This is a genomic window from Streptomyces sp. NPDC059696 (genome assembly GCF_042733745.1).
Lineage (GTDB): Bacteria > Actinomycetota > Actinomycetes > Streptomycetales > Streptomycetaceae > Streptomyces.
Window position 1 is genome coordinate 11,519 of sequence record NZ_JBHWFG010000026.1, and the last position, 21,317, is coordinate 32,835.

Annotated in this window: 20 protein-coding genes; 8 read left to right on the forward strand and 12 right to left on the reverse strand. The window is 71.4% G+C overall.

Annotated elements, in window-relative coordinates; translation table 11 throughout:
- Nucleotides 1–407 precede the first annotated feature (407 nt).
- Nucleotides 408–1,577, reverse strand: a complete 1,170-nt coding sequence (locus ACFV20_RS25850; protein WP_385660137.1) for a family 2 encapsulin nanocompartment cargo protein polyprenyl transferase — start codon at nucleotides 1,575–1,577, stop codon at nucleotides 408–410.
- Between the two features lie 111 nt (nucleotides 1,578–1,688).
- Complete coding sequence (locus ACFV20_RS25855; RefSeq protein WP_385660139.1) at nucleotides 1,689–3,095, reverse strand: family 2B encapsulin nanocompartment shell protein; 1,407 nt, start codon at nucleotides 3,093–3,095, stop codon at nucleotides 1,689–1,691.
- A gap of 449 nt (nucleotides 3,096–3,544) precedes the next feature.
- On the opposite strand from ACFV20_RS25855, the gene ACFV20_RS25860 reads away from it, so the two are divergent.
- Entirely contained in the window at nucleotides 3,545–4,453 is a 909-nt protein-coding gene (locus ACFV20_RS25860; RefSeq protein WP_385660141.1) for a 1-aminocyclopropane-1-carboxylate deaminase/D-cysteine desulfhydrase, read from the forward strand.
- Between the two features lie 250 nt (nucleotides 4,454–4,703).
- Here ACFV20_RS25860 and ACFV20_RS25865 read toward each other — a convergent pair whose 3' ends face one another.
- A complete protein-coding gene (locus ACFV20_RS25865) occupies nucleotides 4,704–6,302 on the reverse strand; it encodes a Na+/H+ antiporter (protein ID WP_385660304.1) in 1,599 nt (532 codons plus the stop codon).
- Between the two features lie 62 nt (nucleotides 6,303–6,364).
- On the opposite strand from ACFV20_RS25865, the gene ACFV20_RS25870 reads away from it, so the two are divergent.
- The 3 genes from ACFV20_RS25870 to ACFV20_RS25880 all read left to right on the forward strand — a co-directional run bounded on the left by ACFV20_RS25870 (nucleotide 6,365) and on the right by ACFV20_RS25880 (nucleotide 8,453).
- Nucleotides 6,365–6,625 (forward strand): UBP-type zinc finger domain-containing protein, encoded by a 261-nt coding sequence (locus ACFV20_RS25870; RefSeq protein ID WP_234849473.1) that lies wholly within the window; start codon nucleotides 6,365–6,367, stop codon nucleotides 6,623–6,625.
- Between the two features lie 260 nt (nucleotides 6,626–6,885).
- The gene (locus ACFV20_RS25875) at nucleotides 6,886–7,299 is read left to right on the forward strand and encodes an anti-sigma regulatory factor (protein WP_361198141.1); all 414 of its coding nucleotides are present in this window, start codon (nucleotides 6,886–6,888) and stop codon (nucleotides 7,297–7,299) included.
- A 17-nt stretch (nucleotides 7,300–7,316) separates the two neighbouring features.
- Nucleotides 7,317–8,453, forward strand: coding sequence for an RNA polymerase sigma factor SigF (locus ACFV20_RS25880; protein WP_385660144.1), 1,137 nt, complete (start codon nucleotides 7,317–7,319; stop codon nucleotides 8,451–8,453).
- Between the two features lie 3 nt (nucleotides 8,454–8,456).
- On the opposite strand, the gene ACFV20_RS25885 is transcribed toward ACFV20_RS25880, so the two are convergent.
- On the reverse strand, nucleotides 8,457–8,906 hold the full coding sequence (locus ACFV20_RS25885) for a hypothetical protein (RefSeq protein WP_385660146.1): 450 nt from the start codon (nucleotides 8,904–8,906) through the stop codon (nucleotides 8,457–8,459).
- A gap of 116 nt (nucleotides 8,907–9,022) precedes the next feature.
- Between ACFV20_RS25885 and ACFV20_RS25890 the strand changes: the two genes are divergently transcribed.
- The gene (locus ACFV20_RS25890) at nucleotides 9,023–9,991 is read left to right on the forward strand and encodes a diacylglycerol/lipid kinase family protein (RefSeq protein ID WP_385660148.1); all 969 of its coding nucleotides are present in this window, start codon (nucleotides 9,023–9,025) and stop codon (nucleotides 9,989–9,991) included.
- Between the two features lie 320 nt (nucleotides 9,992–10,311).
- The gene (locus tag ACFV20_RS25895) at nucleotides 10,312–10,569 is read left to right on the forward strand and encodes a WhiB family transcriptional regulator (RefSeq protein WP_003992873.1); all 258 of its coding nucleotides are present in this window, start codon (nucleotides 10,312–10,314) and stop codon (nucleotides 10,567–10,569) included.
- A gap of 260 nt (nucleotides 10,570–10,829) precedes the next feature.
- Here the strand turns inward: ACFV20_RS25895 and ACFV20_RS25900 are convergent, their stop codons facing one another.
- Together ACFV20_RS25900 and ACFV20_RS25905 are read right to left on the reverse strand one after the other, a co-directional pair.
- Nucleotides 10,830–12,296 (reverse strand): sensor histidine kinase, encoded by a 1,467-nt coding sequence (locus ACFV20_RS25900; RefSeq protein ID WP_234849478.1) that lies wholly within the window; start codon nucleotides 12,294–12,296, stop codon nucleotides 10,830–10,832.
- 352 nt (nucleotides 12,297–12,648) lie between these two features.
- Nucleotides 12,649–13,209 (reverse strand): TetR/AcrR family transcriptional regulator, encoded by a 561-nt coding sequence (locus ACFV20_RS25905; protein WP_385660306.1) that lies wholly within the window; start codon nucleotides 13,207–13,209, stop codon nucleotides 12,649–12,651.
- A gap of 356 nt (nucleotides 13,210–13,565) precedes the next feature.
- On the opposite strand from ACFV20_RS25905, the gene ACFV20_RS25910 reads away from it, so the two are divergent.
- The gene (locus tag ACFV20_RS25910) at nucleotides 13,566–14,318 is read left to right on the forward strand and encodes an SDR family NAD(P)-dependent oxidoreductase (RefSeq protein ID WP_385660150.1); all 753 of its coding nucleotides are present in this window, start codon (nucleotides 13,566–13,568) and stop codon (nucleotides 14,316–14,318) included.
- A 312-nt stretch (nucleotides 14,319–14,630) separates the two neighbouring features.
- On the opposite strand, the gene ACFV20_RS25915 is transcribed toward ACFV20_RS25910, so the two are convergent.
- Complete coding sequence (locus ACFV20_RS25915; protein ID WP_385660152.1) at nucleotides 14,631–15,704, reverse strand: SIS domain-containing protein; 1,074 nt, start codon at nucleotides 15,702–15,704, stop codon at nucleotides 14,631–14,633.
- Between the two features lie 281 nt (nucleotides 15,705–15,985).
- On the opposite strand from ACFV20_RS25915, the gene nagB reads away from it, so the two are divergent.
- Nucleotides 15,986–16,771 (forward strand): glucosamine-6-phosphate deaminase, encoded by a 786-nt coding sequence (nagB, locus tag ACFV20_RS25920; protein WP_385660154.1) that lies wholly within the window; start codon nucleotides 15,986–15,988, stop codon nucleotides 16,769–16,771.
- A gap of 110 nt (nucleotides 16,772–16,881) precedes the next feature.
- Here the strand turns inward: nagB and ACFV20_RS25925 are convergent, their stop codons facing one another.
- The 5 genes from ACFV20_RS25925 to ACFV20_RS25945 form a co-directional block, all read right to left on the reverse strand.
- On the reverse strand, nucleotides 16,882–17,427 hold the full coding sequence (locus ACFV20_RS25925) for a hypothetical protein (protein ID WP_385660156.1): 546 nt from the start codon (nucleotides 17,425–17,427) through the stop codon (nucleotides 16,882–16,884).
- A complete protein-coding gene (locus ACFV20_RS25930; protein ID WP_385660158.1) occupies nucleotides 17,424–17,672 on the reverse strand; it encodes a helix-turn-helix transcriptional regulator in 249 nt (82 codons plus the stop codon). Before ACFV20_RS25930 ends, ACFV20_RS25925 begins: the two co-directional genes overlap by 4 nt.
- A gap of 178 nt (nucleotides 17,673–17,850) precedes the next feature.
- The gene (locus ACFV20_RS25935; RefSeq protein ID WP_385660160.1) at nucleotides 17,851–19,389 is read right to left on the reverse strand and encodes a glycoside hydrolase family 3 protein; all 1,539 of its coding nucleotides are present in this window, start codon (nucleotides 19,387–19,389) and stop codon (nucleotides 17,851–17,853) included.
- A 9-nt stretch (nucleotides 19,390–19,398) separates the two neighbouring features.
- Entirely contained in the window at nucleotides 19,399–20,286 is an 888-nt protein-coding gene (locus ACFV20_RS25940; protein WP_385660165.1) for a carbohydrate ABC transporter permease, read from the reverse strand.
- Nucleotides 20,283–21,272 carry a carbohydrate ABC transporter permease gene (locus ACFV20_RS25945; protein WP_385660167.1) on the reverse strand — a complete coding sequence of 330 codons (990 nt, stop codon included), beginning with the start codon at nucleotides 21,270–21,272 and terminating at the stop codon, nucleotides 20,283–20,285. The genes ACFV20_RS25940 and ACFV20_RS25945 overlap by 4 nt, the downstream gene beginning before the upstream one ends.
- Nucleotides 21,273–21,317: the final 45 nt, after the last annotated feature.

The window sequence follows — 21,317 nt, forward strand, 5'->3', positions numbered from 1 at the left end:
TGTCCAGGAATTGCCCGGGGGCCATCCGGAGGCCGTCCCGGAGTTGATCCGGGGGCCATCCGGAGGCCGTCCCGGAGTTGACCCGGGGGCCATCCGGAGGCCGCCGTCCCGGAGTTGGTCCGGGGTCCTTCCAGGAAAAGAAGCGGGCCCCGCACACCGTGGGGCAGTGCGGGGCCCGCCGACCGGAGGCCGGTGGCTGTGCGGGGTCAGGAGCCGCACGGCCACCGGCGCTCCGGAGTTTTACCCTTCGGTGGCCCGAAGGGGCATCGCATCGCCCACGTGGTCGGTGTGGTCGTTTGTGGCGGTTCGTGGCGAGGACGGGGCCCTGCACCGATGTGAGCCCCCGGCTGCCGCTGGCCGCCGCCCCCACGCCGCGCCGGGATGCGGGCGCCGGCCTCCGCAGGCTCTCAACCGGCTTGCCGCGTCACGAACTCGGCGAGCGCCAGCAGACCTCCCGCCGCCTCCGGATCCGGCACCGCTCGGGCCAGGTGCTGCATCGCCCGGGCCATCCGGTCGGCCGCCTGGCCCTGGGCCCAGTCGCGCCCGCCCGCGCGCTCCACCGCCACGGCGATGCGCTCCAGGTCCTCCATCCCGCCTGATCGTGCGTAGAGTTCGGCGAGTTCGCCCGCGGCCGGATGGCCGGAGGCGAGGGCCGCGGCCACCGGCAGGGACTTCTTGCGGGCGGCCAGGTCGGCACCTACGGGTTTGCCGGTGCGACGCGGATCGCCCCAGATGCCGATGACGTCGTCGATGAGCTGGAAGGCGAGCCCGGCCTCCCGTCCGAACGCGTTCAGCGCCGCCACTTCCGCCTCCGAGGCTCCCCCGTACAGTCCGCCGATCGCGCAGGCACTTCCGATCAGGGCACCCGTCTTGGCCTGCGCCATGGCGAGCACCTCGTCGAGCGTGACCTCCGCGGGGGCGCACCGCTCCAGGGACGTGTCCGCGTGCTGCCCCGCGCACAGTTCGACCACGCAGTCCGCGAGCCGGACGGCGGCGGCCGGTGCGGCCGGGTGCGGATCCTGCGCGAGCAGCCGCATGGCCAGCGCCTGCAGGGCGTCCCCGGCGAGGATGGCGTCGGCGTCACCGAACACCGTCCACGCGGTAGGGCGATGACGACGGGTGGTGTCCCGGTCCATCAGGTCGTCGTGCAGCAGGGTGAAGTTGTGGACCAGCTCCACCGCCGCAGCTGCCCGAGCCGCCCCCGCCCGCGCCTCGGACCCGCCACACGCCGCCGCGGCGGCGAGGACCAGCGCGGGCCGGATCGCCTTGCCGGAACCCCCCTCCGCCGCCGTGCCGTCGGTTTCTTCCCAGCCGAAGTGGTGGAGCGCGATCCGGCGCATCGGCCCGGGCATTGAGCCGAGCGCGGCCCGCAGCACCGGATCGACCACGGCCCGGGCCCGCTCCAGCAGCATGCCCGCCTCGTGCCCCTCGGCCGTCGCCGGCCGGCCGTCCCGCTGTGCCCCGATGGTCCCCCGCCCCTCCGGTGTCCCGGCCGTCCGCCGGTGCTCGGCGTGGCGCTGCCCGCCCGGGGCGGGCAGCGTCGTCTCCGTCCTGGACTCCGTGAGGGACTCACCCATGGCACCGCCTCGGAGAATGAGCGGAGGGTGGCGCTTCCGCTGTCGCTGGGCGCGTACCCCGAGGATGTACCCGCCCTGGCGGGCGGGGACACAGCGAGCATGCCGCAGGCGTCACCGCCAGCGGCCGATCTCGACGTTCTCCAGGACGCCGAGCGCGTCCGGTACCAGGACCGCGGCCGAGTAGTAGGCCGTGACCAGGTACTTGATGATGGCCTGTTCGTTGATTCCCATGAAGCGCACCGAGAGGCTCGGCTCGATCTCGTCCGGGATGCCGGAGGCGCGCAGGCCGATGACGCCCTGGTCGGCCTCGCCGGTACGCAAGGCGATGATGGACGTCGTACGGGCGTCCGAGACCGGGATCTTGTTGCACGGGAAGATCGGCACACCGCGCCAGGTCGGGATGCGGTTGCCGGCCATGTCGATGGTCTCGGGCACCAGCCCGCGCTTGTTGAGTTCGCGGCCGAACGCGGCGATGGCACGCGGGTGGGCGAGGAGCAGCTTGGTGCCGCGGCGCCTGCTGAGCAGCTCGTCCATGTCGTCCGGGCTGGGCACGCCGTCGTGCGGCTGGATCCGCTGGTCGTATTCGCAGTTGTGCAGGAGCCCGAAGTCGCGGTTGTTGATGAGCTCGTGCTCCTGGCGCTCCTTGAGCGCCTCGACCGTCAGCCGGATCTGCTGCTCGGTCTGGTTCATGGGCTGGTTGTAGAGGTCGGCCACGCGGGTGTGGATGCGCAGCACGGTCTGGGCGACGCTCAGTTCGTACTCACGGGGCCGGGCCTCGTAGTCGACGAAGGTGTGCGGGATGTCCGGCTCGCCGGAGTGGCCGGAGGAGAGGTCGATCTCCTTCTCGCCGTACTTGTTGGAGCGCTGGGAGGGGATCGAGCGGCGCTGCTGGAGGTGTTCGCGCAGGGTGTCCGAGCGCTCCGCGATCTGCTGGAACTCCTGGCGGGGCAGCACCAGCACGGTGCACGCGGTGAGGGTGCGCGCCGTGAACTCCCAGATGGCGTCCTCGTCGAGCAGCGCCTCGTCGCCGAAGTAGGCGCCGTCGGCGAGGATTCCGAGGGACTCGTCGTCGCCGTAGGGTCCCGTGCCGACCTTCTCCACCCTGCCGTGCGCCAGCAGGTACACCTCGTCGGACGGGCTGCCGAAGGAGGCGATCACCTCGCCCGCCGGGATCTCCCTCTGCTCGCAGCGGCGGGAGAGCTCGAAGAGCACCTCCTCGTCCTCGTACGACCGCAGCGCCGGCAGCTCCCCCAGCTCGGCGGGGATGACCTCGACACGGTCGCCGGTCTTCACGAACGTCACCCGGCCGTCGCCCACGGCGAACGTCAGCCGTCGGTTCACCCGGTACGTGCCGCCTTGGATGTCGACCCAGGGCAGCATCCGCAGCAGCCAGCGCGAGCTGATCTCCTGCATCTGCGGCACGGACTTGGTCGTGGTGGCCAGGTTCCGCGCGGCCGCCGTGCCGAGACTCTGCTGCGGCTTGGTCTGCTCCGTGCGGACCTCTTCGCCTACCGACATAGAGAACTGCCCTCCCGGTTGTGACCGACGCCCATATGCCTCGGGCATCGATGTGCACCGGCAAGCCTTCCGCACCCGCCGTCATGGTGCTATTACCCGAAAGAGGGGGAATGGATCTTCGCACTGCTGGGCAAAGGGGGCCGTCGCGGCGTTCGAAAAACGCCTGGGCCGGGGGCGGAGAGCGGGGGCGGGGCGGGGAGCGGCGGGACTGGGGGCGGCTGCCGGGACGCGGAGCGGGGAGGCCTGGACGCGGCAACGGTGTCGGCAACGGTGTCGGTGTCCGTGTCAGCAACGGTGTCGGTGGCGGTGTCGGCAACGGTGTCGGTGGCGGTGTCGGCAACGGTGTCGGTGGTGTCCGTGTCGGCAACCGTGTCGGTGGCGGCTCGGAGTGGTGCGGTGGCGTCAGCCCGGGGCGTCCTCCTCCCCCACGTCCGGGTGACAATGGCCCGGTGACCGGCCCCGACACCCCAGGACTCGCCGCGCTGCGGCCCCGGCTGCCGTCACCGGTGCAGGAGGTCGTGGACGACCGGTTCGAGCGCAGGGGCGTGCGGCTGCTGCTGAAGCGGGACGATCTGATCCACCCGGAGCTGATCGGCAACAAGTGGCGCAAGCTCGCGCCGAACCTGGCGGCGGCCGCCGGCCGGCCCGTCGTCACGTTCGGCGGCGCCTGGTCCAACCACCTGCGTGCCACGGCCGCGGCCGGCCGGCTGCTCGGCATCCCCACGGTCGGTGTCGTACGTGGTGACGAGCTGGCCGGGCGGCCCCTCAACGCCTCACTGACCCGTTGCGCGGCCGACGGCATGCGGCTGCACTTCGTCGACCGGTCGACCTACCGCCGCAAGGCCTCGCCACGTGACCTGGCCGCCATCCTGCGCGCGGCGGGCGCCGAGGACGCTTACGTCGTCCCCGAGGGCGGCAGTAATGCCGAGGCCGTACGCGGCTGCCGGGCACTCGGCGCGGAACTGCGCGGCCGGGCCGAGGTCGTCGCCGTGGCCTGCGGCACCGGCGGCACGCTCGCGGGGATGGCCGCCGGTCTCGGCACCGGGTCGCGCGCCCTGGGTGTGCCGGTGCTCAAGGGCGGCTTCCTGGCCGGCGAGACGGAGGCCTTGCAGCGTGCGGCGTTCGGCGGCCGTTGCGGCAACTGGAGCCTGGACGAGCGTTTCCATGGCGGTGGCTACGCGCGCGTGCCCGCCGAGCTCGACGCCTTCGCTGCGGACTTCGAACAGCGGCACGGCCTGCCGGTGGAGCGTCTGTACGTCGCCAAGCTGCTGTACGGACTCGTCACGCTGGCCGGCGAGGGGGCGTTCCCACGCGGGACGGCGGTCGCGGCCGTGGTCACCGGCCGCCCTTTCCCCTGAGGAGTCCCGGCGTGTTCCCTAGCGCCGCCGCTCCCTCAGCGGGGCACCGCCGACCCGCCCCGGGCCCCGCTGATCCCTCCGCAGGGCACCGCTGTCCCCGCCCCGGACCCCGCTGCTTCCTCCGCAGGGCGCCGCCGTGCCCGCCCCGGTGCGCCGCCGCTCCCTCCGCAGGGCACCTCCGCGCCCGCGCGCTGCGCCGCTGTTGCCTCCGCGAGCGCCGCTGTGCCCTCCGTGAGGCGCCGCCCGGCCGTCACGCCGCCTCCCGGAACGCCGCGGCCTCCTCCAGGTCCAGCCTGCGCAGTAGGGTCCGCAGCATCTCGTCGTCGATGTAGCGGCCGTCCCGGAGTCTGACGAACACCTCGCGCTCGGCGCTGATCATCTCCCTCGACAGTCGCCGGTAGGTGTCGTCGACGGACTCCCCCGTGATCGGGTTGGCCTGGCCGAGCCGCTCCCACACCGCGTTGCGGCGGCGCTCCAGCACGGTGCGCAGCCGGTCGGCGAGCGGGGCGGGCAGCGCGTTGCGCTCGTCGGTGAGGAGCTCGTCCAGGCGCCGCTCGGCGGCCCGTGAGGCCTGCGCCTGGGCGTTGGCCTCGGCGAGCGTCTCGGTCTGCGCGTCCCGCTCGGGGAACTTCAGCACCCGGATGAGCGGCGGCAGGGTCAGGCCTTGCACGACCAGGGTCCCGATGACCGTCGTGAAGGTCAGGAAGAGGATGAGGTTGCGCTGCGGGAAGGGCTCGTCGCCGTCGTGCGTGGTGAGCGGGATGGAGAAGGCGATGGCCAGCGAGACCACACCCCGCATCCCGGCCCACGCGATGACGAAGGGCCCCTTCCACGTGGGATCCTCCTCCCGTTCCCGCACCCGGGACGACAGCATCCGGGGCAGGAAGGTGGCGGGGTACACCCAGACGAACCGGGAAGCGACGACGACCAGGAACACGGCGAGCGCGTACCAGGCGGCGTCGACGCCCTCGTACTCCCCGAGCCCCCGCAGCACCACGGGCAGCTGCAGGCCGATCAGCGCGAACACCGCCGACTCCAGGACGAAGGCGACCATCTTCCAGACCGCCTCCTCCTGCAGACGGGTCGCGAAATCGACCTCCCACGCGCGGTGCCCCAGGTAGAGCGCGACGACCACGACCGCGAGGACACCGGAAGCGTGCAGTTGCTCGGCGACGGCGTACGCGACGAAGGGGATCAGCAGGGACAGCGTGTTCTGCAGCAGCGCCTCCTTCACGTGCGTGCGCAGCCAGTGGATCGGCGCCATCAGCACCAGGCCCACCACGACGCCGCCGACGGCCGCGAGCAGGAACTCGCCGATGCCTTCGGCCCAGGTCACGCCCTCGCCGACGGCGGCGGCCAGGGCCACCCGGTAGGCGGTGATGGCGGTGGCGTCGTTGAGCAGGGACTCGCCCTGGAGGATCGTGGTGATCCGCGACGGCAGCCCCACCCGGCGGGCGACGGCCGTCGCCGCGACCGCGTCCGGGGGTGCCACCACCGCGCCGAAGACCAGGGCCGCGGTCAGCGGCATCCCCGGCACGATCACGTACAGGGCCCAGCCGACGACGAAGGTCGCGAAGAGCACGTACCCGACGGACAGCATCGCGACCGGCCGCAGCTGCGCCCGCAGGTCGAGGTAGGAGCTGTCGGTCGCGGCCGTGTAGAGCAGCGGCGGCAGGATCAGCGGCAGGACGACGTGCGGGTCGAGCGTGTACTCGGGCACCCCCGGCACGTAGCTGACCGCCAGCGCCACGCCCACCAGCAGCAGCGGCGCCGGCACCGGGGTGCGCCGTGCGGCCGCAGCGACAGCGGCGCTGCCCGCCACGAGCAGCAGCAGTGGCATCACGTCCATCATTCTCGCCCACCCTCATTTTCCGACGCGGTCTTCCGCCCGACCGTCGTAACCTGGCAATCATGAAACAGTGCACGCACGCCGAGGCGCTGCCGCACCCCGAACCCGGCCCGCTGAGCGAGACGTGTCCGGAGTGTCTGGCCGAGGGCATGGATCCGGTGCAGCTGCGGCTGTGTCTCAGCTGCGGTCACGTCGGTTGCTGCGACTCCTCGCCGGGACGGCACGCGTCGGAGCACCACAAGGAGTCCGGTCATCCCGTGATGCGGACACACGAGCCCGGGGAGACCTGGCGTTGGTGCTTCGTCGACCATGTCCTGGTGTGACGCGACAGGACCCCGGCGGCGGACGGTTCGACCGTCTGACGTCTGGGTACGTCAACCCGGCGCGCGCTCTTCCCATTTGGGCCCGCCCAACCCCTAGACACGGAGCGTATCCACAGGTTTACTGTGAGTGACGACAAGGGGTTGGGGTCCCGGGGACAGGACCGCCGAGAGCGCGGTAGCGTCACCGCTGAACCACGTATCGCGTTATCCCGGGGGACGACCCTCGGCCCTGAAACGCTTGTACCACCATGGAGGTGAGGGTGTCCCAGATCGCAGGCGAGCCCGCGACCCAGGACTTCGTGGAAGTCCGGCTGCCGGCCGCGGGGGCCTACCTGTCGGTGCTGCGTACGGCCACGGCCGGTCTCGCGGCCCGTTTGGACTTCACCCTCGACGAGATCGAGGACCTGCGCATCGCAGTGGACGAGGCCTGCGCGATCCTGCTCCAGCAGGCCGTGCCCGGCTCCGTGCTCAGCTGTGTCTTCCGCCTCGTCGACGACTCACTCGAGGTCACCGTCTCGGCGCCGACCACGGACGGTCATGCCCCCTCGCGGGACACCTTCGCCTGGACCGTCCTGTCCGCTCTCGCGGGCAAGGTCTCGTCCGCCGTGGACAAGGACAGAACCGTTTCGATCAGCCTCTACAAACAGCGCGGCGCGGGACCCGGGCCGGCGTGAGGAGCGAGGACGGGCCGGTGCGGGACGAAGAGCGCGGCACACGAGAGCTGCCGGCCGAGGGCACGGGCACGAGCGGCCCGAAGGGTGCCCGGCGCATGGCGGACGGCATCGACGGCATCCCCGAGCAGGCCCGCCCGCATCCCGAGGACGACTCCGCGGGGGTCGTCCTCCCGGGTGGCGGGCGGTCCGACCGGGACGGTGCCGTGCGGAGCGCGCCTCCGGGCGGGGGGATCGGAGCATCCCCGGCCCAGGGGGGTTCCCCCACTCGCGAGAAGTCGAGAGTGGCGGAGGAGGCGAGGGCTCGGGGAAGGGCGACGGGCGGGACGATGAGCGAGCACGAGCGAGACTCCGAGGATCAGGCGCCGCGTGCACCCCACGCACCGAGTGCGCAGCACGGCTCTCCTGACCGCAGCGGGGCGCGCGAGATGTTCCTCAAGCTGCGCACGCTGAGCAGCGGCAGCCCCGAGTACGCGGAGCTGCGCAACCAGCTGGTCCGGATGCATCTGCCGCTCGTGGAGCATCTCGCCCGCCGCTTTCGTAACCGGGGCGAGCCGCTGGACGACCTCACCCAGGTCGCCACGATCGGGCTGATCAAGTCGGTCGACCGTTTCGACCCCGATCGCGGTGTGGAGTTCTCGACGTACGCGACCCCGACGGTCGTCGGCGAGATCAAGCGGCACTTCCGCGACAAGGGCTGGGCGGTGCGCGTCCCGCGCCGGCTGCAGGAGCTGCGCCTGGCGCTGACCACGGCCACGGCCGAGCTCTCGCAGCTGCACGGCCGCTCCCCCACGGTCCACGAGCTCGCCGAGAAGCTGGCGATCTCGGAGGAGGAGGTCCTGGAGGGCCTGGAGTCCGCCAACGCGTACTCCACGCTGTCCCTGGACGTTCCCGACACCGACGACGAGTCCCCGGCGGTCGCGGACACCCTCGGTGCCGAGGACGAGGCGCTGGAAGGCGTGGAGTACCGGGAGTCCCTCAAGCCGCTGCTGGAGGATCTCCCGCCGCGCGAGAAGCGGATCCTGCTGCTGCGGTTCTTCGGCAACATGACGCAGTCGCAGATCGCCCAGGAGGTCGGCATCTCCCAGATGCACGTCTCCCGGCTGCTGGCGCGCACGCTGGCGCAGCTGCGGGAGAAGCTCCTCGTCGAGGAGTGACGGCTACTTCTGGAGGTCGCCGGAGTTGCCGGGCCCGCGGATCCCGAGGGCCCGGGTCGTCTCGGGGTTCACGAGCAGCACGAGCGAAGCGACGGCCACGACCGCGAGGGCGATCCCGCCCGGAATGGCCATGCTGTCGGCCTGTAGCAGGTTGTAGGCCACCGGCAGCGCCATGAGCTGGGTGATCACGGCGGGACCGCGGCTCCAGCTGCGCCGGGCGAGCAGCCCGCGGGCCGCGAACAGCGGCAGCAGCGCCAGTACGACCAGCGTGATGCCCCCGGTCACGGCCTGCTGCCGGTCGTCGGGGTGCCCCGTGAGGCCGAGGACGAGGATCCAGACGCCGCCGACGACCAGCGCGAGACCCTCCAGCGCGGCCAGCAGCGCGGCATACGTCAGACGCCGGGGGCGCGGGCCGGTGGATTCCTCGGTGGTGGGGGTCTGCTCACTGCTCACCCCTGAAGGGTAGCCCTGGTCGTACGCGCCTCTCGTGCCCAGGTTCACCTCCACTTCCTTACCTGATCCCCACCTCGGTATGGGCCCGGTACCCCCCAGTAGGTACGCTGCCAGTCATGCGTGCACTCCTCGTGGTCAATCCGGCGGCAACCACCACCAGTGCGCGCACACGCGACGTACTGATCCACGCGCTCGCCAGTGAGATGAAGCTCGAGGCGGTCACGACCGAGTACCGGGGTCACGCGCGCGACCTCGGCCGGCACGCGGCGGACAGTGACGACATCGACCTGGTGGTGGCCCTCGGCGGCGACGGCACGGTCAACGAAGTGGTCAACGGCCTGCTGCACGCCGGCCCCGCTCCGGGGCACCTGCCCGGCCTCGCGGTGGTCCCGGGCGGCTCCACCAATGTCTTCGCCCGCGCCCTGGGACTGCCCAACGACGCCGTGGAGGCCACCGGCGCTCTGCTGGACGCCCTGCGCGACGGCAGCGAGCGGACCGTCGGCCTGGGCCTGACCTCGGGCACGCCGGGCACCGAGGACGAGTCGGTTCCGTCCCGCTGGTTCACCTTCAACGCGGGCCTCGGCTTCGACGCCGGTGTGGTGGGTCGCGTGGAGCAGCATCGCGAGCGCGGCCGGAAATCCACACACGCTCTCTACGTGCGCCAGGTGGTGCGGCAGCTCCTGGGTGAGCCGAACCGCCGCAACGGGACGATCACCCTGGAGCGGGCCGGGGAGGAACCGGTCACCGATCTGGTGCTGTCCATAGTCTCGAACACCTCGCCTTGGACGTTTCTGGGGAATCGCCCGATCTACGCGGCACCTAAGGCCTCGTTCGATACCGGCCTCGACCTCTTCGGTCTCAGCCGCCTCTCCACCGCGGCGGTTGCCCGGTATGGCACCCAGTTGCTCACTTCGTCCCCCGAGCGTGGACCCCAGGGAAAGCACGCCACCTCTCTGCACGACTTGACAGAGTTCACCTTGCATTCGAAGGTCCCGCTCCCCCTCCAGATGGACGGTGACCACCTGGGGCTGCGGACCAGCGTGACGTTCACAGGCGTACGCCGTGCACTGCGTGTGATTGTGTGAGCAGAACTGGCTAAAGTCCTTTCACTCGAACGTTTAGGCCAGGATCCACCCCATGGAAGTACGGCTGTGACCTAGTCGACACCGAAGAATCAAAAAAAACTTTCCAGAAGGGGTTGTATCCGCCGCTGAGGTTTGCGAGTCTCTACGTGGCGATCGGGACGGCCCGCAAGACCGGCCTCCACTGATCACCGGAACCCCTCTCCAACACACGGGACCTTCGTCAGGTGACCCTGACGGTCGGCCCTTCACTTGTTGAGGGATTCGTGAAAGCGTTCACATTCACAAGCACCTGCACGTAATACCAAGGAGAGGTAGCAGCCATGGACTGGCGTCACAACGCCGTTTGCCGCGAGGAAGACCCCGAGCTCTTCTTCCCCATCGGCAACACCGGTCCTGCGCTGCTGCAGATCGAGGAAGCCAAGGCCGTCTGCCGTCGCTGCCCGGTGATCGAGCAGTGTCTGCAGTGGGCGCTCGAGTCCGGCCAGGACTCCGGCGTCTGGGGTGGTCTCAGCGAGGACGAGCGCCGTGCCATGAAGCGCCGCGCCGCCCGCAACCGGGCTCGTCAGGCCTCCGCCTGACACCCACCCCTGCTGACAGCCTGAGCTTGGCGGCGCGTGCAGCGAGTACGCATCTCCCGCCCCCGAGCCGCAGCGCGCAGTTCCCCCGATGCGCTTAGACAAGCAGCAACGAGCTTTAGCCCCGGGCCACTTGGTGGCCCGGGGCTCATTGCTGTGCGAGGCCGGACCCCACGGAGGCTCCCGATCACGCTGAGGCACCGGTGCACACCGGGGCTCCAGGACACACCGAGGCTCCGGGACACGCCGGGGCCCGGGGCGCGTTACTTCTGGGACCGCACCGGGATGTCGAGGATCACTCGGGTGCCACGCTCAGGGGCCGGGACCATGTCGAACGTGCCGCCCAACTCGCCCTCCACCAGCGTCCGCACGATCTGGAGCCCGAGATTGCCGGCGGTGTGCGGGTCGAAGCCGTCGGGCAGGCCGACCCCGTCGTCCTGGACCGTGACCAGCAATCGGGCCTCCTTGGTCGTGCCGCCGCGCACCGCCGACACCTCGACCGTGCCGGTGTCGCCCTCGCGGAACCCGTGCTCCAACGCGTTCTGCAGGACTTCGGTCAGCACCATCGACAGCGGTGTGGCGACCTCGGCGTCGAGGATGCCGAAACGGCCGGTGCGCCGGCCCGCCACCTTGCCCGGGGAGATCTCCGCGACCATCGCCAGGACGCGGTCGGCGATGTCGTCGAACTCCACGCGCTCGTCCAGGTTCTGGGAGAGCGTCTCGTGCACGATCGCAATCGACCCGACGCGCCGCACCGCCTCTTCGAGAGCCTCACGCCCGCGGTCGGACTCGATGCGCCGGGCCTGGAGGCGCAGCAGCGCGGCCACCGTCTGGAGGTTGTTCTTGACGCGGTGGTGGATCTCCCGGATCGTCGCGTCCTTGGTGATCAACTCGCGTTCACGCCGACGCAGTTCGGTGACGTCCCGCAGCAGGACGAGGGAACCGATGCGGGTGCCCTTCGGCTTGAGCGGGATCGCGCGGAACTGGATGACCCCGTCACTGGCCTCGATCTCGAACTCGCGCGGTGCCCAGCCGCTGGCGACCTTGGCGAGCGCCTCGTCCACCGGGCCCCGGGTCGGGGCGAGTTCGGCGGTGGTCCGGCCCAGGTGCTGGCCGACGAGGTCGGAGGCGAGGCCGAGCCGGTGGTAGGCGGACAGGGCGTTCGGCGAGGCGTACTGGACGATGGCGTCGGCGTCGAGCCGGATCAGCCCGTCGCCCACGCGGGGCGAGGCGTCCATGTCGAGCTGCTGGTTCGCGAACGGGAAGGACCCGGCCGCGATCATCTGCGCGAGGTCGGAGGCGCTCTGCAGGTAGGTGAGTTCGAGTCGGCTCGGGGTGCGCACGGTGAGGAGGTTGGTGTTGCGTGCGATGACGCCGAGGACGCGTCCCTCCCGCCGCACGGGGATCGACTCGACCCGCACGGGCACCTCCTCGCGCCACTCGGGGTCACCCTCGCGCACGATGCGCCCCTCGTCGAGGGCGGCGTCCAGCATCGGGCGGCGGCCGCGCGGGACGAGGTGGCCCACCATGTCGTCCTGGTACGAGGTCGGGCCGGTGTTGGGCCGCATCTGGGCGACCGAGACGTACCGGGTGCCGTCGCTGGTGGGGACCCACAGGACCAGGTCGGCGAAGGAGAGGTCGGAGAGCAGCTGCCACTCCGAGACCAGCAGGTGCAGCCACTCGAGATCGGTGTCGTCGAGGGCGGTGTGCTGGCGTACGAGTTCGTTCATGGAGGGCACGTGTGCGAGCGTACCCGGGGGTTCGTACAGCCCTGAAACACCCGCGGGCCGCGGCGCCTGAGAGGGACCCTCAACCCTCCCGGCACCGCAGCCCGGAGCAACATCGGCCGTGGGGTGTGCGGTCCCGGTCGGCCGAAGGATGAGGAGCCGGGGCAGTCAGGGCAGAGAGCCTCGGTTCCTCGGTCCGCCTTCCTGTGCGGGGAAGACGGAGGCTTGGTGCGCGTTGCACACGCGCTCTCGTTACGCATTGTGGACTAGACCACTTGTGGTGTCCATGCGTGGGAGGCTGTTCGTTGTTGTCATTTCCGCGACGCGCCGGGCGCACCGGCGTCCAGCAGGCAGCCTAACCCGTGTGGGTTCCTGTGCGGGGCCAGATGGCCAGGGCAATTTCCGCGACCGCCTCCAGTTCCTCCCTGCTCGCCCCGTCCCGTGCCTGTTGTGACATGCCCTGGATCATCGCGCCGGTGTGCCGGGCCAGGGCGGCGGCGTCGGTGGTGGGCGGCAGCACGCCGGCGGCGACATCGGCCCTGATGCGGCTTTCGAAGGCGGCGATGTTGGCGTTGCGGCGGTCCCGCAGCGACTGCTCCACCTCGGGATTCGAGCAGTTCGCGGCGGCGTGGACGACGAGACAGCCGTGCGGGTGGCCGGGTTCGGTGTAGGCGGTGGCGGCCTCGCGCAGGGTGCGCTCGACGGCGGCCCGGGCGGTGGGCTCCTCTTCGAGGGCGCGCTCGGTGAAGGATCCGTACCGCGTGCCGTACACGCGGACGACCTCGTCGAAGAGGGACCGCTTGTCGCCGAAGGCGGCGTAGAGGCTGGGGGTGCCGATGTCCATCACGCGGGTGAGGTCGGAGACGGACGTCGCCTCGTAACCGTGCTCCCAGAAGGCCAGGAGTGCCTTCTCCAGCGCGGTTTCGCGGTCGAAGGAGCGGGGGCGGCCGCGGGGCCTGGTCTTCGCCCCGCCGGTCCTGGACTTGCCGGCGCCGCTGGTCCTGGCTCCGCCGTCTCCGCCGGTCCCGGCCTTGCCGGCCCCGGCGGTCTTCCCGCTCGCGGCGTCGGGGTCCTCAGAACCCTGTGCGCTCGCGACGTCAGGCCCCTGGGCAGCCCCCACGCTCGCTGCGTCGGCCCTCTGCCGAGCCTTCGCGGTTCCGTCGTCGTTCACCATGGGGTGCATTTTATAGCGGGCACTAGAGAAATGGGGGCGGTCTGCTGTACGGTCATTTCTGTAGCGACCGCTAGATAAATGAGAAGGGGGGCGCCGTCATGGGCGTGCTCACCGGCAGGACGGCACTCGTCACGGGGGCGAGCAGGGGCATCGGGCGAGGAATCGCCGAGCGGCTTGGGCGCGACGGAGCTCGGGTCGCGGTGCACTACGGCAGGAACGAGACGGCGGCGAAGGAGACGGTCGCTGCGATCGAGAGGGCCGGGGGTTCGGCGTTCGCGCTGGGGGTGGAGCTGGGGACGTCCGGGGACGCCGAGGCGCTGTGGGAGGAGTTCGACCGGCACGCGGACGGGCTGGACATCCTGGTGAACAACGCGGCGATCGGCAACACGCGTCCGGTCGGGCAGCTGGAGGAGCGGGAGTTCGACGAGGTCTTCGCGGTGAACGTGAGGGCGCCGTTCTTCATCCTCAAGCACGGCATGACGCGCCTGCGGGACGGCGGCCGAGTCGTCAACATCTCGTCGGGCCTGGCCCGGACTGCGGTGATGCCGGACAACGTGGCGTACGCGATGACCAAGGGCGCGCTGGACGTCTTCTCACGTGATCTGTCCAAGGTGCTGGGACCTCGCGGCATCACGGTGAACTCGGTGGCCCCGGGCATCATCGAGACGGACAACACGGCACCGCTGCTGCACGGCAGTCCCGACGGCTGGGCGAAGGCAGCGGCACTGTCGGCGCTGGGCGGGGTGGGCCGACCCGCCGAGGTCGCGGACGTGGTGGCGTTCCTGGTGTCGGACGGCGGACGGTGGATAACCGGCAGCTGGGTGGACGTGACGGGGGGTTCACTCACCTGACCGCGAGGACGCGGGGCGTGTGCGAACTCCTGGCCCCACGAGGACACGGGGCGTGTACGAACGTCCGATCCCTGGCACGGAGGCGGGGCGCCTGCGAGCGTCCGGTCCCCGGCGAGGGCGCGGGGCTTGCGCAAGCGTCCGGCAACCCGCGAGGAGGCGGGGCGTGTATGAGCCCCCGGCCCCTAGTAGGACGCGGGGCGTCTGCGAGCGCCCGGTCCCCCGTGAAGAGGCGGGGCGTGTATGAGCCCCCGGCCCCTAGTAGGACGCGGGGCGTCTGCGAGCCCCAGCTCCACCCGGCCCCTCCCCCATCCTTCAGCGGGTCTCCGTCACCTTCGCCAGCGCCCGGGGCGCGTCCGGGTCCTGGCCGCGGGCGATGGTGACCTCATAGGCCAGGAGCTGGAGGGGGATGATCTCCAGCACGGGCTGGACCTCCTCCGCCACACCCTCCGTGGGCAGGACGAAGCCGGCCGACGCCTGCTCGACCTGGTGCCCGGGTCCGATGACGACCAGATCGGCGCCGCGGCCGCGCAGCCGGTCCAGGACGGGCTGGAGGGCTTCGCCGCCCTTGCCGTCGGTCACCACCGCGATGACCGGGGAGACGTTGTCGACCATGGCCAGCGGTCCGTGCAGCAGGTCCGCGCCGGAGTAGGAGAGGGCGGGGATGTAACTGGTCTCCATCAGCTTGAGGGCGGCCTCCTTGGCCGTGGGGTAGCCGTAGCCGCGGGAGGTGATCACCATGCGCTCGGCGAAGCGGTAGCGGGCGGCGAGCGTACGCACCTCTTCCTGCCGGGCGAGCAGTTGCTCGGCGAGGTCCGGCAGCACCCGCGCCGGCGCACCGTCTCCGCCCCGCATGCCCTCGACGAAGAGGTAGAGCGCGAGAAGGGAGGCCGTGTACGTCTTGGTCGCGGGGAGGGCCTCCTCCGGTCCGGCCATGATGTCGATGTGGTGCTCGGAGACACCGGCGAGCGGTGAGTCCGGGTTGTTGGTGACGGCCAGGGTGATCGCGCCGGCCTCCCGGGCGGCCCGGGTCGAGGCGACCAGGTCCGGGCTGCCGCCGGACTGGCTGACGGTGACGACCAGGACGTCGGTGAGGTCGGGGCGGGCACCGTAGGCCGTGGTGGTGGACATCGAGGTGAGTCCGCAGGGCAGGCCGAGCCGGATCTCCAGGAGGTACTTGGCGTACAGGGCGGCGTTGTCGGAGGTGCCCCGCGCGGTCAGCAGGACGAAGCGGGGTGTGCGGGCGGCGATCTTCCGTGCGACGTCCTGGATGGCGGGGGCGCCCTCGGACAGGAGCCGGCGCAGGACGGCGGGCTGTTCGGCCATCTCACGGGCCATGGTCCGGCCCGGGGACTCGCTGAGGGGACCTGGTGCGGCGGGGGCGGTCATGGCGTGGTTCCTTCCCGGGGGTGGGACGACTGCAGACCCCATTCCACTCCCCCGGGTTCGGCACCGCCCGCCCGGGAGGCCTCAAGTCCGCTTCGTCACCTTGTGCACAGGAGCACTGTTCACCCCCTGGTGGCCCGGCGGGCACGGCAGCGCCGCCCGTGCGGGAGTGGTGGCGTGCGCCCTGGGCCGGAAGGAACCCCTCTGTTAGATTGGTCTAAACCACATGGCCCCTCACAGGCCCAGTCCCAGTTGAGTGCTCCTCTCAGATCGGCAGGCCCAGCGTGGAAGTTGTCATCGTCCCGGACGGCAAGGCGGGCGGCGAGCTCATCGCCGAGGCCATGGCTCAGCTGCTCCGGCGCAAGCCCGCCGCCCTGCTCGGCGTGGCCACCGGCTCGACGCCGCTGCCCGTGTACGAGGCGCTGGCGGCGAAGGTCCGCTCCGGTGCGGTGGACGTCGGACGGGCGCGGATCGCGCAGCTCGACGAATACGTGGGCCTGCCCGCCGATCACCCGGAGTCGTACCGGTCGGTGCTGCGGCGTGAGGTGCTGGAGCCGCTCGGCATCGGCATGGACCAGTTCACGGGCCCGGACGGCACGGCGGCGGATGTGCAGGGGGCCTGCGAGGCCTATGACCAGGCGCTGTCGGACGCCGGCGGTGTGGACCTCCAGCTGCTCGGCATCGGGACCGACGGGCACATAGGGTTCAACGAGCCGTGCTCGTCGCTGGCGTCGCGGACGCGGATCAAGACGCTGACCGAGCAGACGCGGATCGACAACGCGCGCTTCTTCGACGGTGACATCGACCAGGTGCCGCACCACGTGATCACGCAGGGCATCGGCACGATCCTGGAGGCCCGGCACCTGGTGCTGCTCGCCACCGGCGAGAACAAGGCGGACGCGGTCGCCGCGTCGGTGGAAGGGCCGGTCGCCGCCGTGTGCCCCGCCTCCGCGCTCCAGCTCCACCCGCACGCGACCGTCGTCGTCGACGAGCCCGCCGCGTCGAAGCTGAAGCTGGCGGACTACTTCCGCCACACGTATGCCAACAAGCCGGAGTGGCAGGGGATCTAGGGTCCCCCTGGGGCACTCCTCTGCCAGTCGACGGCGACCGCCGGGGGTCCTCCGCCGTCCCCTGCTCCCGGGTCCTCCGCCGTCCCCTGCTCCCGGGGCCCCCGCCAGACTCAGAAGTCCAGGGCCCCGGCCCCGGCCGCGTCCTCGTCGGCCGGTTCGTCCTGGGCGCGCCAGCCTGCCACCCACAGGGGCATCAACCGGTGCACGACGAGGACGGCGATGAGCAAGGGGGCGGCGTAGGCCCTCGGGGCGTCACCGGCGATGCCGCCCGTGATCAGCAGCGCGACCGCCGCTGCGGCCAGGAGCAGGGTCGTCACGCGGTGGGCACCGGCCAGGACGCCGCTGCGTTCCGCCGACTGCCGCTCGTCCAAGGCGCGTTCGCGCAGTTCCAGCAGGCCCCGGGTGGCGCCGTTGATCAGGCCGGTCGCGATCATCCAGGGAAGGAACAGCACCGCTGTCGCGGCGACGGCCCACAGGGGCTCGCCCTCGGCGAGGCAGAAGTGGGTCATCAGGCCGCCGATGGCCACGCTGAGGACGACATGGGCGGCGACGGTCAGACGGCGGCGGGCCGCCGTGGCGTACCAGGCGGCCGCGCGGCGGTCGTTCATCAGCCGCAGCATGCTCCGGTCGTAGCGGGTGAGGGGCGTCGTCGTCATGTCCGGTTCCTCCCGTAGACCTCGTCGGTGAGCGGGCGGAACGGTTCGAGGGAGAACAGGGCCTCGACCGGCAGACCGAAGAACCTGGAGATCTTCAGTGCCAGGTCGAGGCTCGGGTTGTACTGGCCCCGCTCGATGTAGCCGATGGTCTGGTAGTGGGCTCCCACTGCCTCGGCCAGGCCCTGGCGCGACACCTTGCGTTCGGCGCGCACCACCGCCAACCTGTTGTGCACCTGCTCGCTCATGTATAAGAAGTACTACATTCATACGTAGGACAACAACATCGAGCGGAGGAGGGCCGCCCCCTCCCTACCGGCGAAGAGGAGGGCCGCCCCCTCCCTGCCGGCGAAAAGGTGCCGGGCGTGGCCGGGCGGCCTGGCCGGCCGAGGTGATCGCCAGGGGCCCGGGCGGGCCCTGGCTCTCTCAGACCCCCGTGACCCCGGCGATCACCTCGGCCGCCGCGCGGCCGCAGACGCGGGCCGCACCGTGGGTGGCGATGTGCAGGGCGCCTCGCGGGGCGGCCTGGGGGACGCCCATCTCGACCACCACGGTCTCGGGGCGGGCCGCGAGCAGGGTGTCGAGGGCCGAGGCCATCCAGGGGTGGCGGTGTTCGTCGCGGACGACGGCGACGATGCGGCGGGTACCGGCGGCCTGGAGCGCCTCCCGTCCGGCGTTCTCACCGGCCTCCCGCTGGGGGCCGTCCCCGGCGGAGAAGCTGCCCGTCACCGTGCCCGGCAGGAGGTGGACGAGTTCCGCGGCGACGCCCCAGGGAGTCTCGTCGCCGACGGCGATGTTGGCGACGGGGGTGAGGGCGGCGACGTAGGGCGGTTCGGTGAGGGGCTCGAAGGTGCCGGGACTGCCGAGGCCGGGCGCCGCGGTCACGGTGAGGGCGCGGCGGGCGGCGTGCAGGCCGATCCCGGTGCCCTGGGACGTCTCGGCCGGGTGGCTCGCCGTCCCGGTCCAGCGGGCCAGTGCGCGCACCCGGTCGGCGGCCTCGGCGAGGCGTTCCTCCGGGAGTTCGCCCGCGCGCACGGCGGAGACCAGGGCGTCGCGCAGGCGCAGCACGGTCGCGTCGTCGGCGAGGCCGCCGCCCACGCAGATCGCGTCGGCGCCCGCGGCGACGGCGAGGACGCTGCCGCGTTCGATGCCGTAGGTGCCGGCGATGGCCCGCATCTCCATGCCGTCGGTGACGATGAGGCCGTCGTAGCCGAGCTCGTCGCGGAGCAGGCCGGTGAGGATGCGGCGGGAGAGGGTGGCCGGGCGGTCCGGGTCCAGGGCGGGGACCAGGATGTGGGCGCTCATGACGGCCCGGGTGCCGGCGGCGATGGCGGCGCGGAACGGGATCAGCTCGCGTTCGGCCAGCACCTCGGCGGAGACGTCGATGCGCGGCAGGGCGTGGTGGGAGTCGACGGCCGTGTCGCCGTGACCGGGGAAGTGCTTGGTGCAGGCGGCGACACCGGCCGACTGCAGGCCGGTGACGTAGGCGGCGGTGTGCCGGGCGGCGAGATCGGTGTCGGCGCCGAAGGAGCGGACGCCGATGACCGGGTTGCGCGGGTCGGAGTTGACGTCGGCGGAGGGGGCCCAGTTGAGGTTGACGCCGCAGGCGGCGAGGCGCAGGCCCAGTTCGTGGGCGACCTGCCGGGTCAGTTCCACGTCGTCGACCGCGCCGAGCGCGTGGTTGCCCGGGAAGGAGGAGCCGCTGCGCACCTCCAGACGGGTCACGTCGCCGCCCTCCTCGTCGATCGCGACGAGGACGTCGTCGCGCTCGGCCCGCAGCTGGGCGGTGAGGGCGGCCAGTTGGTCCGGTGAGGCGATGTTGCGGCCGAAGAGGCCGACGGAGGCGAGGCCCTCACCGAGCCGGCGCAGCAGCCAGTCGGGGGCGGTGGTGCCGGTGAAGCCGGGCTGGAGGACGGTCAGGGCGTCGCGGGTGAGTGTGCCGGTGCCGCTGGCGAGTGTCGTCATCGGGTGAGGTCATCCCTTCACTGCGCCCGCGGTCAGGCCCGCGGCCATCTTGCGCTGGACGAGGAGGAAGAGGGCGACGATCGGCACGGCCATCATCGTGGCGCCGGCCATCATCGGGGCGTATTCGGTGCCGTGTTTGGTGGTGAAGTTGCCGAGCCAGACGGTCGCCGTCTGGTTCTTCTGGCTGAGCAGCATCAGGGCGTACAGGTACTCGTTCCAGGCCTGGATGAAACCGTAGACCGAGGTGGCGACCATGCCGGGGGCCAGGAGCGGGAAGACGACCCGCAGGAAGGCGCCGGTGCGGGAGCAGCCGTCGACCATGGCCGCCTCCTCCAGTTCCCTCGGGATGTTGACGATGAAGCCCCGCAGCGTCCACACCGTGAACGGGAGGACGAAGGTCAGGTAGGTGATGATGAGGCCGGTCAGCCGGTCGTACTGGCCCAGGTCGTTGAGCAGCAGGAACACCGGGATGATCATGGCCACCAGCGGGACCATCTGGACCGCGAGGATGCCCACGATCACGATCTTGCGGCCGCGGAAGGCGAAGCGGGAGATGGCGAGCGCGGCCAGCAGCCCGACGGCCATGCCGATGACCACCACGGCCAGCGACACCACGAGACTGCGGCCGACGGGCCCCCAGAAGTCGGCGATGTCCAGGGCCCGGCCGAAGTTGTCGAAGGTGAGGCCGGTCGGCAGCAGGCTCGGGTCCGGGTCGATGGCGTCCTTGGCGGGTTTGAACGCGGTGTTGAGCATCCAGTAGAGCGGGAAGCCGGCGACGACGAAGACGAGGAGGCCGAGGAGGTTCCAGCCGAGCCGCGGCGTGCGGCGGCCGCCCGACCTCCGGCGGCCGGCCGGCGTGCGGCCGCCGGTCTTGGTGAGCGTGCCGAGCGTGCTCATTCGACCTCTCCGATCTTCAGCATCTGCCGCATGTAGACGGCGACCACGCCGAGCAGCAGCAGGACGGTGACCAGCGCGATGGCGGAGCCCTGTCCGTAGTCGTTGACCACGAACGCCCGGTCGTAGGAGTAGGTATTGAGGACCTGGAACTCCGGTTCGGGGTGGCCGCCCCGCATGACGAACACCTGGGGGAAGACGCCCATGTCCCAGATGACCGACAGGGTCGTGAGCATCACGATGATCGGCTTGAGGACGGGCAGGGTGACGAACCGGAAGACGCCCCAGGAGCTCGCGCCGTCCAGGCGGGCGGCCTCCTCCAGTTCCTTCGGGACCTGGGTGAGACCGGCGCTGAGGGTGATGACCACGAACGGCACGGCTCCCCAGATCACCAGCAGCATGATCACGGCCAAGCCCTCGGGGCCACTGGCGAACCAGTTGTGGCCGACCATCTCGACGCCGGGCAGCTTGCTGAGCAACGCGTTGAAGACGCCGTAGTCGGAGTCGAAGAGCCACTTGAAGACCGTGGTCGCCACGATCACGGGCATGCCCCAGCTGGCCACCAGCACGATGTTGATCAGTACCTTCAGCCAGCCGGAGACCCGCTGGAGCAGCAGGGCGAGTGCCATGCCGATCACCATGGTGAAGACGACGGCGCCGGCCGCGAAGACGATCGTGCGCACGACGACGGCCCAGAACTCGCCGTCACCCAGCACCTGGGCGAAGTTGTCGAACCCGACCGTCTCGGCCGGCTGGAAGCCCCACAGCTGGGACTGGCCGAACTTCTGGAAGGACAGGGTGACCAGGCGGGCCAGCGGATAGCCCATGACCAGGGCGAGGATCAGCAGGCAGGGTGCGAGCAGCAGCCAGGGGGCCAGGGCCCCGCCCGACGTGCGCTGTCCGCGGGGCCGCCGGTCCTTCGGGGGCGGCGGCGGTGCCTGCCGCGGTGGCGGCACCTTGGCAGGGGTGGTGGTCTCTGCGGCACTCATCGCGCGCTCCTCGGCGGTCCCTCAGGTCGTACGGACGGCGGGGCT

What these genes read in the sequence shown, in the direction of transcription:
- ACFV20_RS25935 (WP_385660160.1), bottom strand. Translation starts at nt 19,389, where the DNA reads ATGACGACACTCGCCAGCGGCACCGGCACACTCACCCGCGACGCCCTG.
- ACFV20_RS25865 (WP_385660304.1), bottom strand. Translation starts at nt 6,302, where the DNA reads ATGGACGTGATGCCACTGCTGCTGCTCGTGGCGGGCAGCGCCGCTGTC.
- ACFV20_RS25940 (WP_385660165.1), bottom strand. Translation starts at nt 20,286, where the DNA reads ATGAGCACGCTCGGCACGCTCACCAAGACCGGCGGCCGCACGCCGGCC.
- ACFV20_RS25895 (WP_003992873.1), top strand. Translation starts at nt 10,312, where the DNA reads ATGGACTGGCGTCACAACGCCGTTTGCCGCGAGGAAGACCCCGAGCTC.
- ACFV20_RS25855 (WP_385660139.1), bottom strand. Translation starts at nt 3,095, where the DNA reads ATGTCGGTAGGCGAAGAGGTCCGCACGGAGCAGACCAAGCCGCAGCAG.
- ACFV20_RS25890 (WP_385660148.1), top strand. Translation starts at nt 9,023, where the DNA reads ATGCGTGCACTCCTCGTGGTCAATCCGGCGGCAACCACCACCAGTGCG.
- ACFV20_RS25910 (WP_385660150.1), top strand. Translation starts at nt 13,566, where the DNA reads ATGGGCGTGCTCACCGGCAGGACGGCACTCGTCACGGGGGCGAGCAGG.
- ACFV20_RS25850 (WP_385660137.1), bottom strand. Translation starts at nt 1,577, where the DNA reads ATGGGTGAGTCCCTCACGGAGTCCAGGACGGAGACGACGCTGCCCGCC.
- ACFV20_RS25945 (WP_385660167.1), bottom strand. Translation starts at nt 21,272, where the DNA reads ATGAGTGCCGCAGAGACCACCACCCCTGCCAAGGTGCCGCCACCGCGG.
- ACFV20_RS25930 (WP_385660158.1), bottom strand. Translation starts at nt 17,672, where the DNA reads ATGAGCGAGCAGGTGCACAACAGGTTGGCGGTGGTGCGCGCCGAACGC.
- ACFV20_RS25925 (WP_385660156.1), bottom strand. Translation starts at nt 17,427, where the DNA reads ATGACGACGACGCCCCTCACCCGCTACGACCGGAGCATGCTGCGGCTG.
- ACFV20_RS25870 (WP_234849473.1), top strand. Translation starts at nt 6,365, where the DNA reads ATGAAACAGTGCACGCACGCCGAGGCGCTGCCGCACCCCGAACCCGGC.
- ACFV20_RS25915 (WP_385660152.1), bottom strand. Translation starts at nt 15,704, where the DNA reads ATGACCGCCCCCGCCGCACCAGGTCCCCTCAGCGAGTCCCCGGGCCGG.
- ACFV20_RS25900 (WP_234849478.1), bottom strand. Translation starts at nt 12,296, where the DNA reads ATGAACGAACTCGTACGCCAGCACACCGCCCTCGACGACACCGATCTC.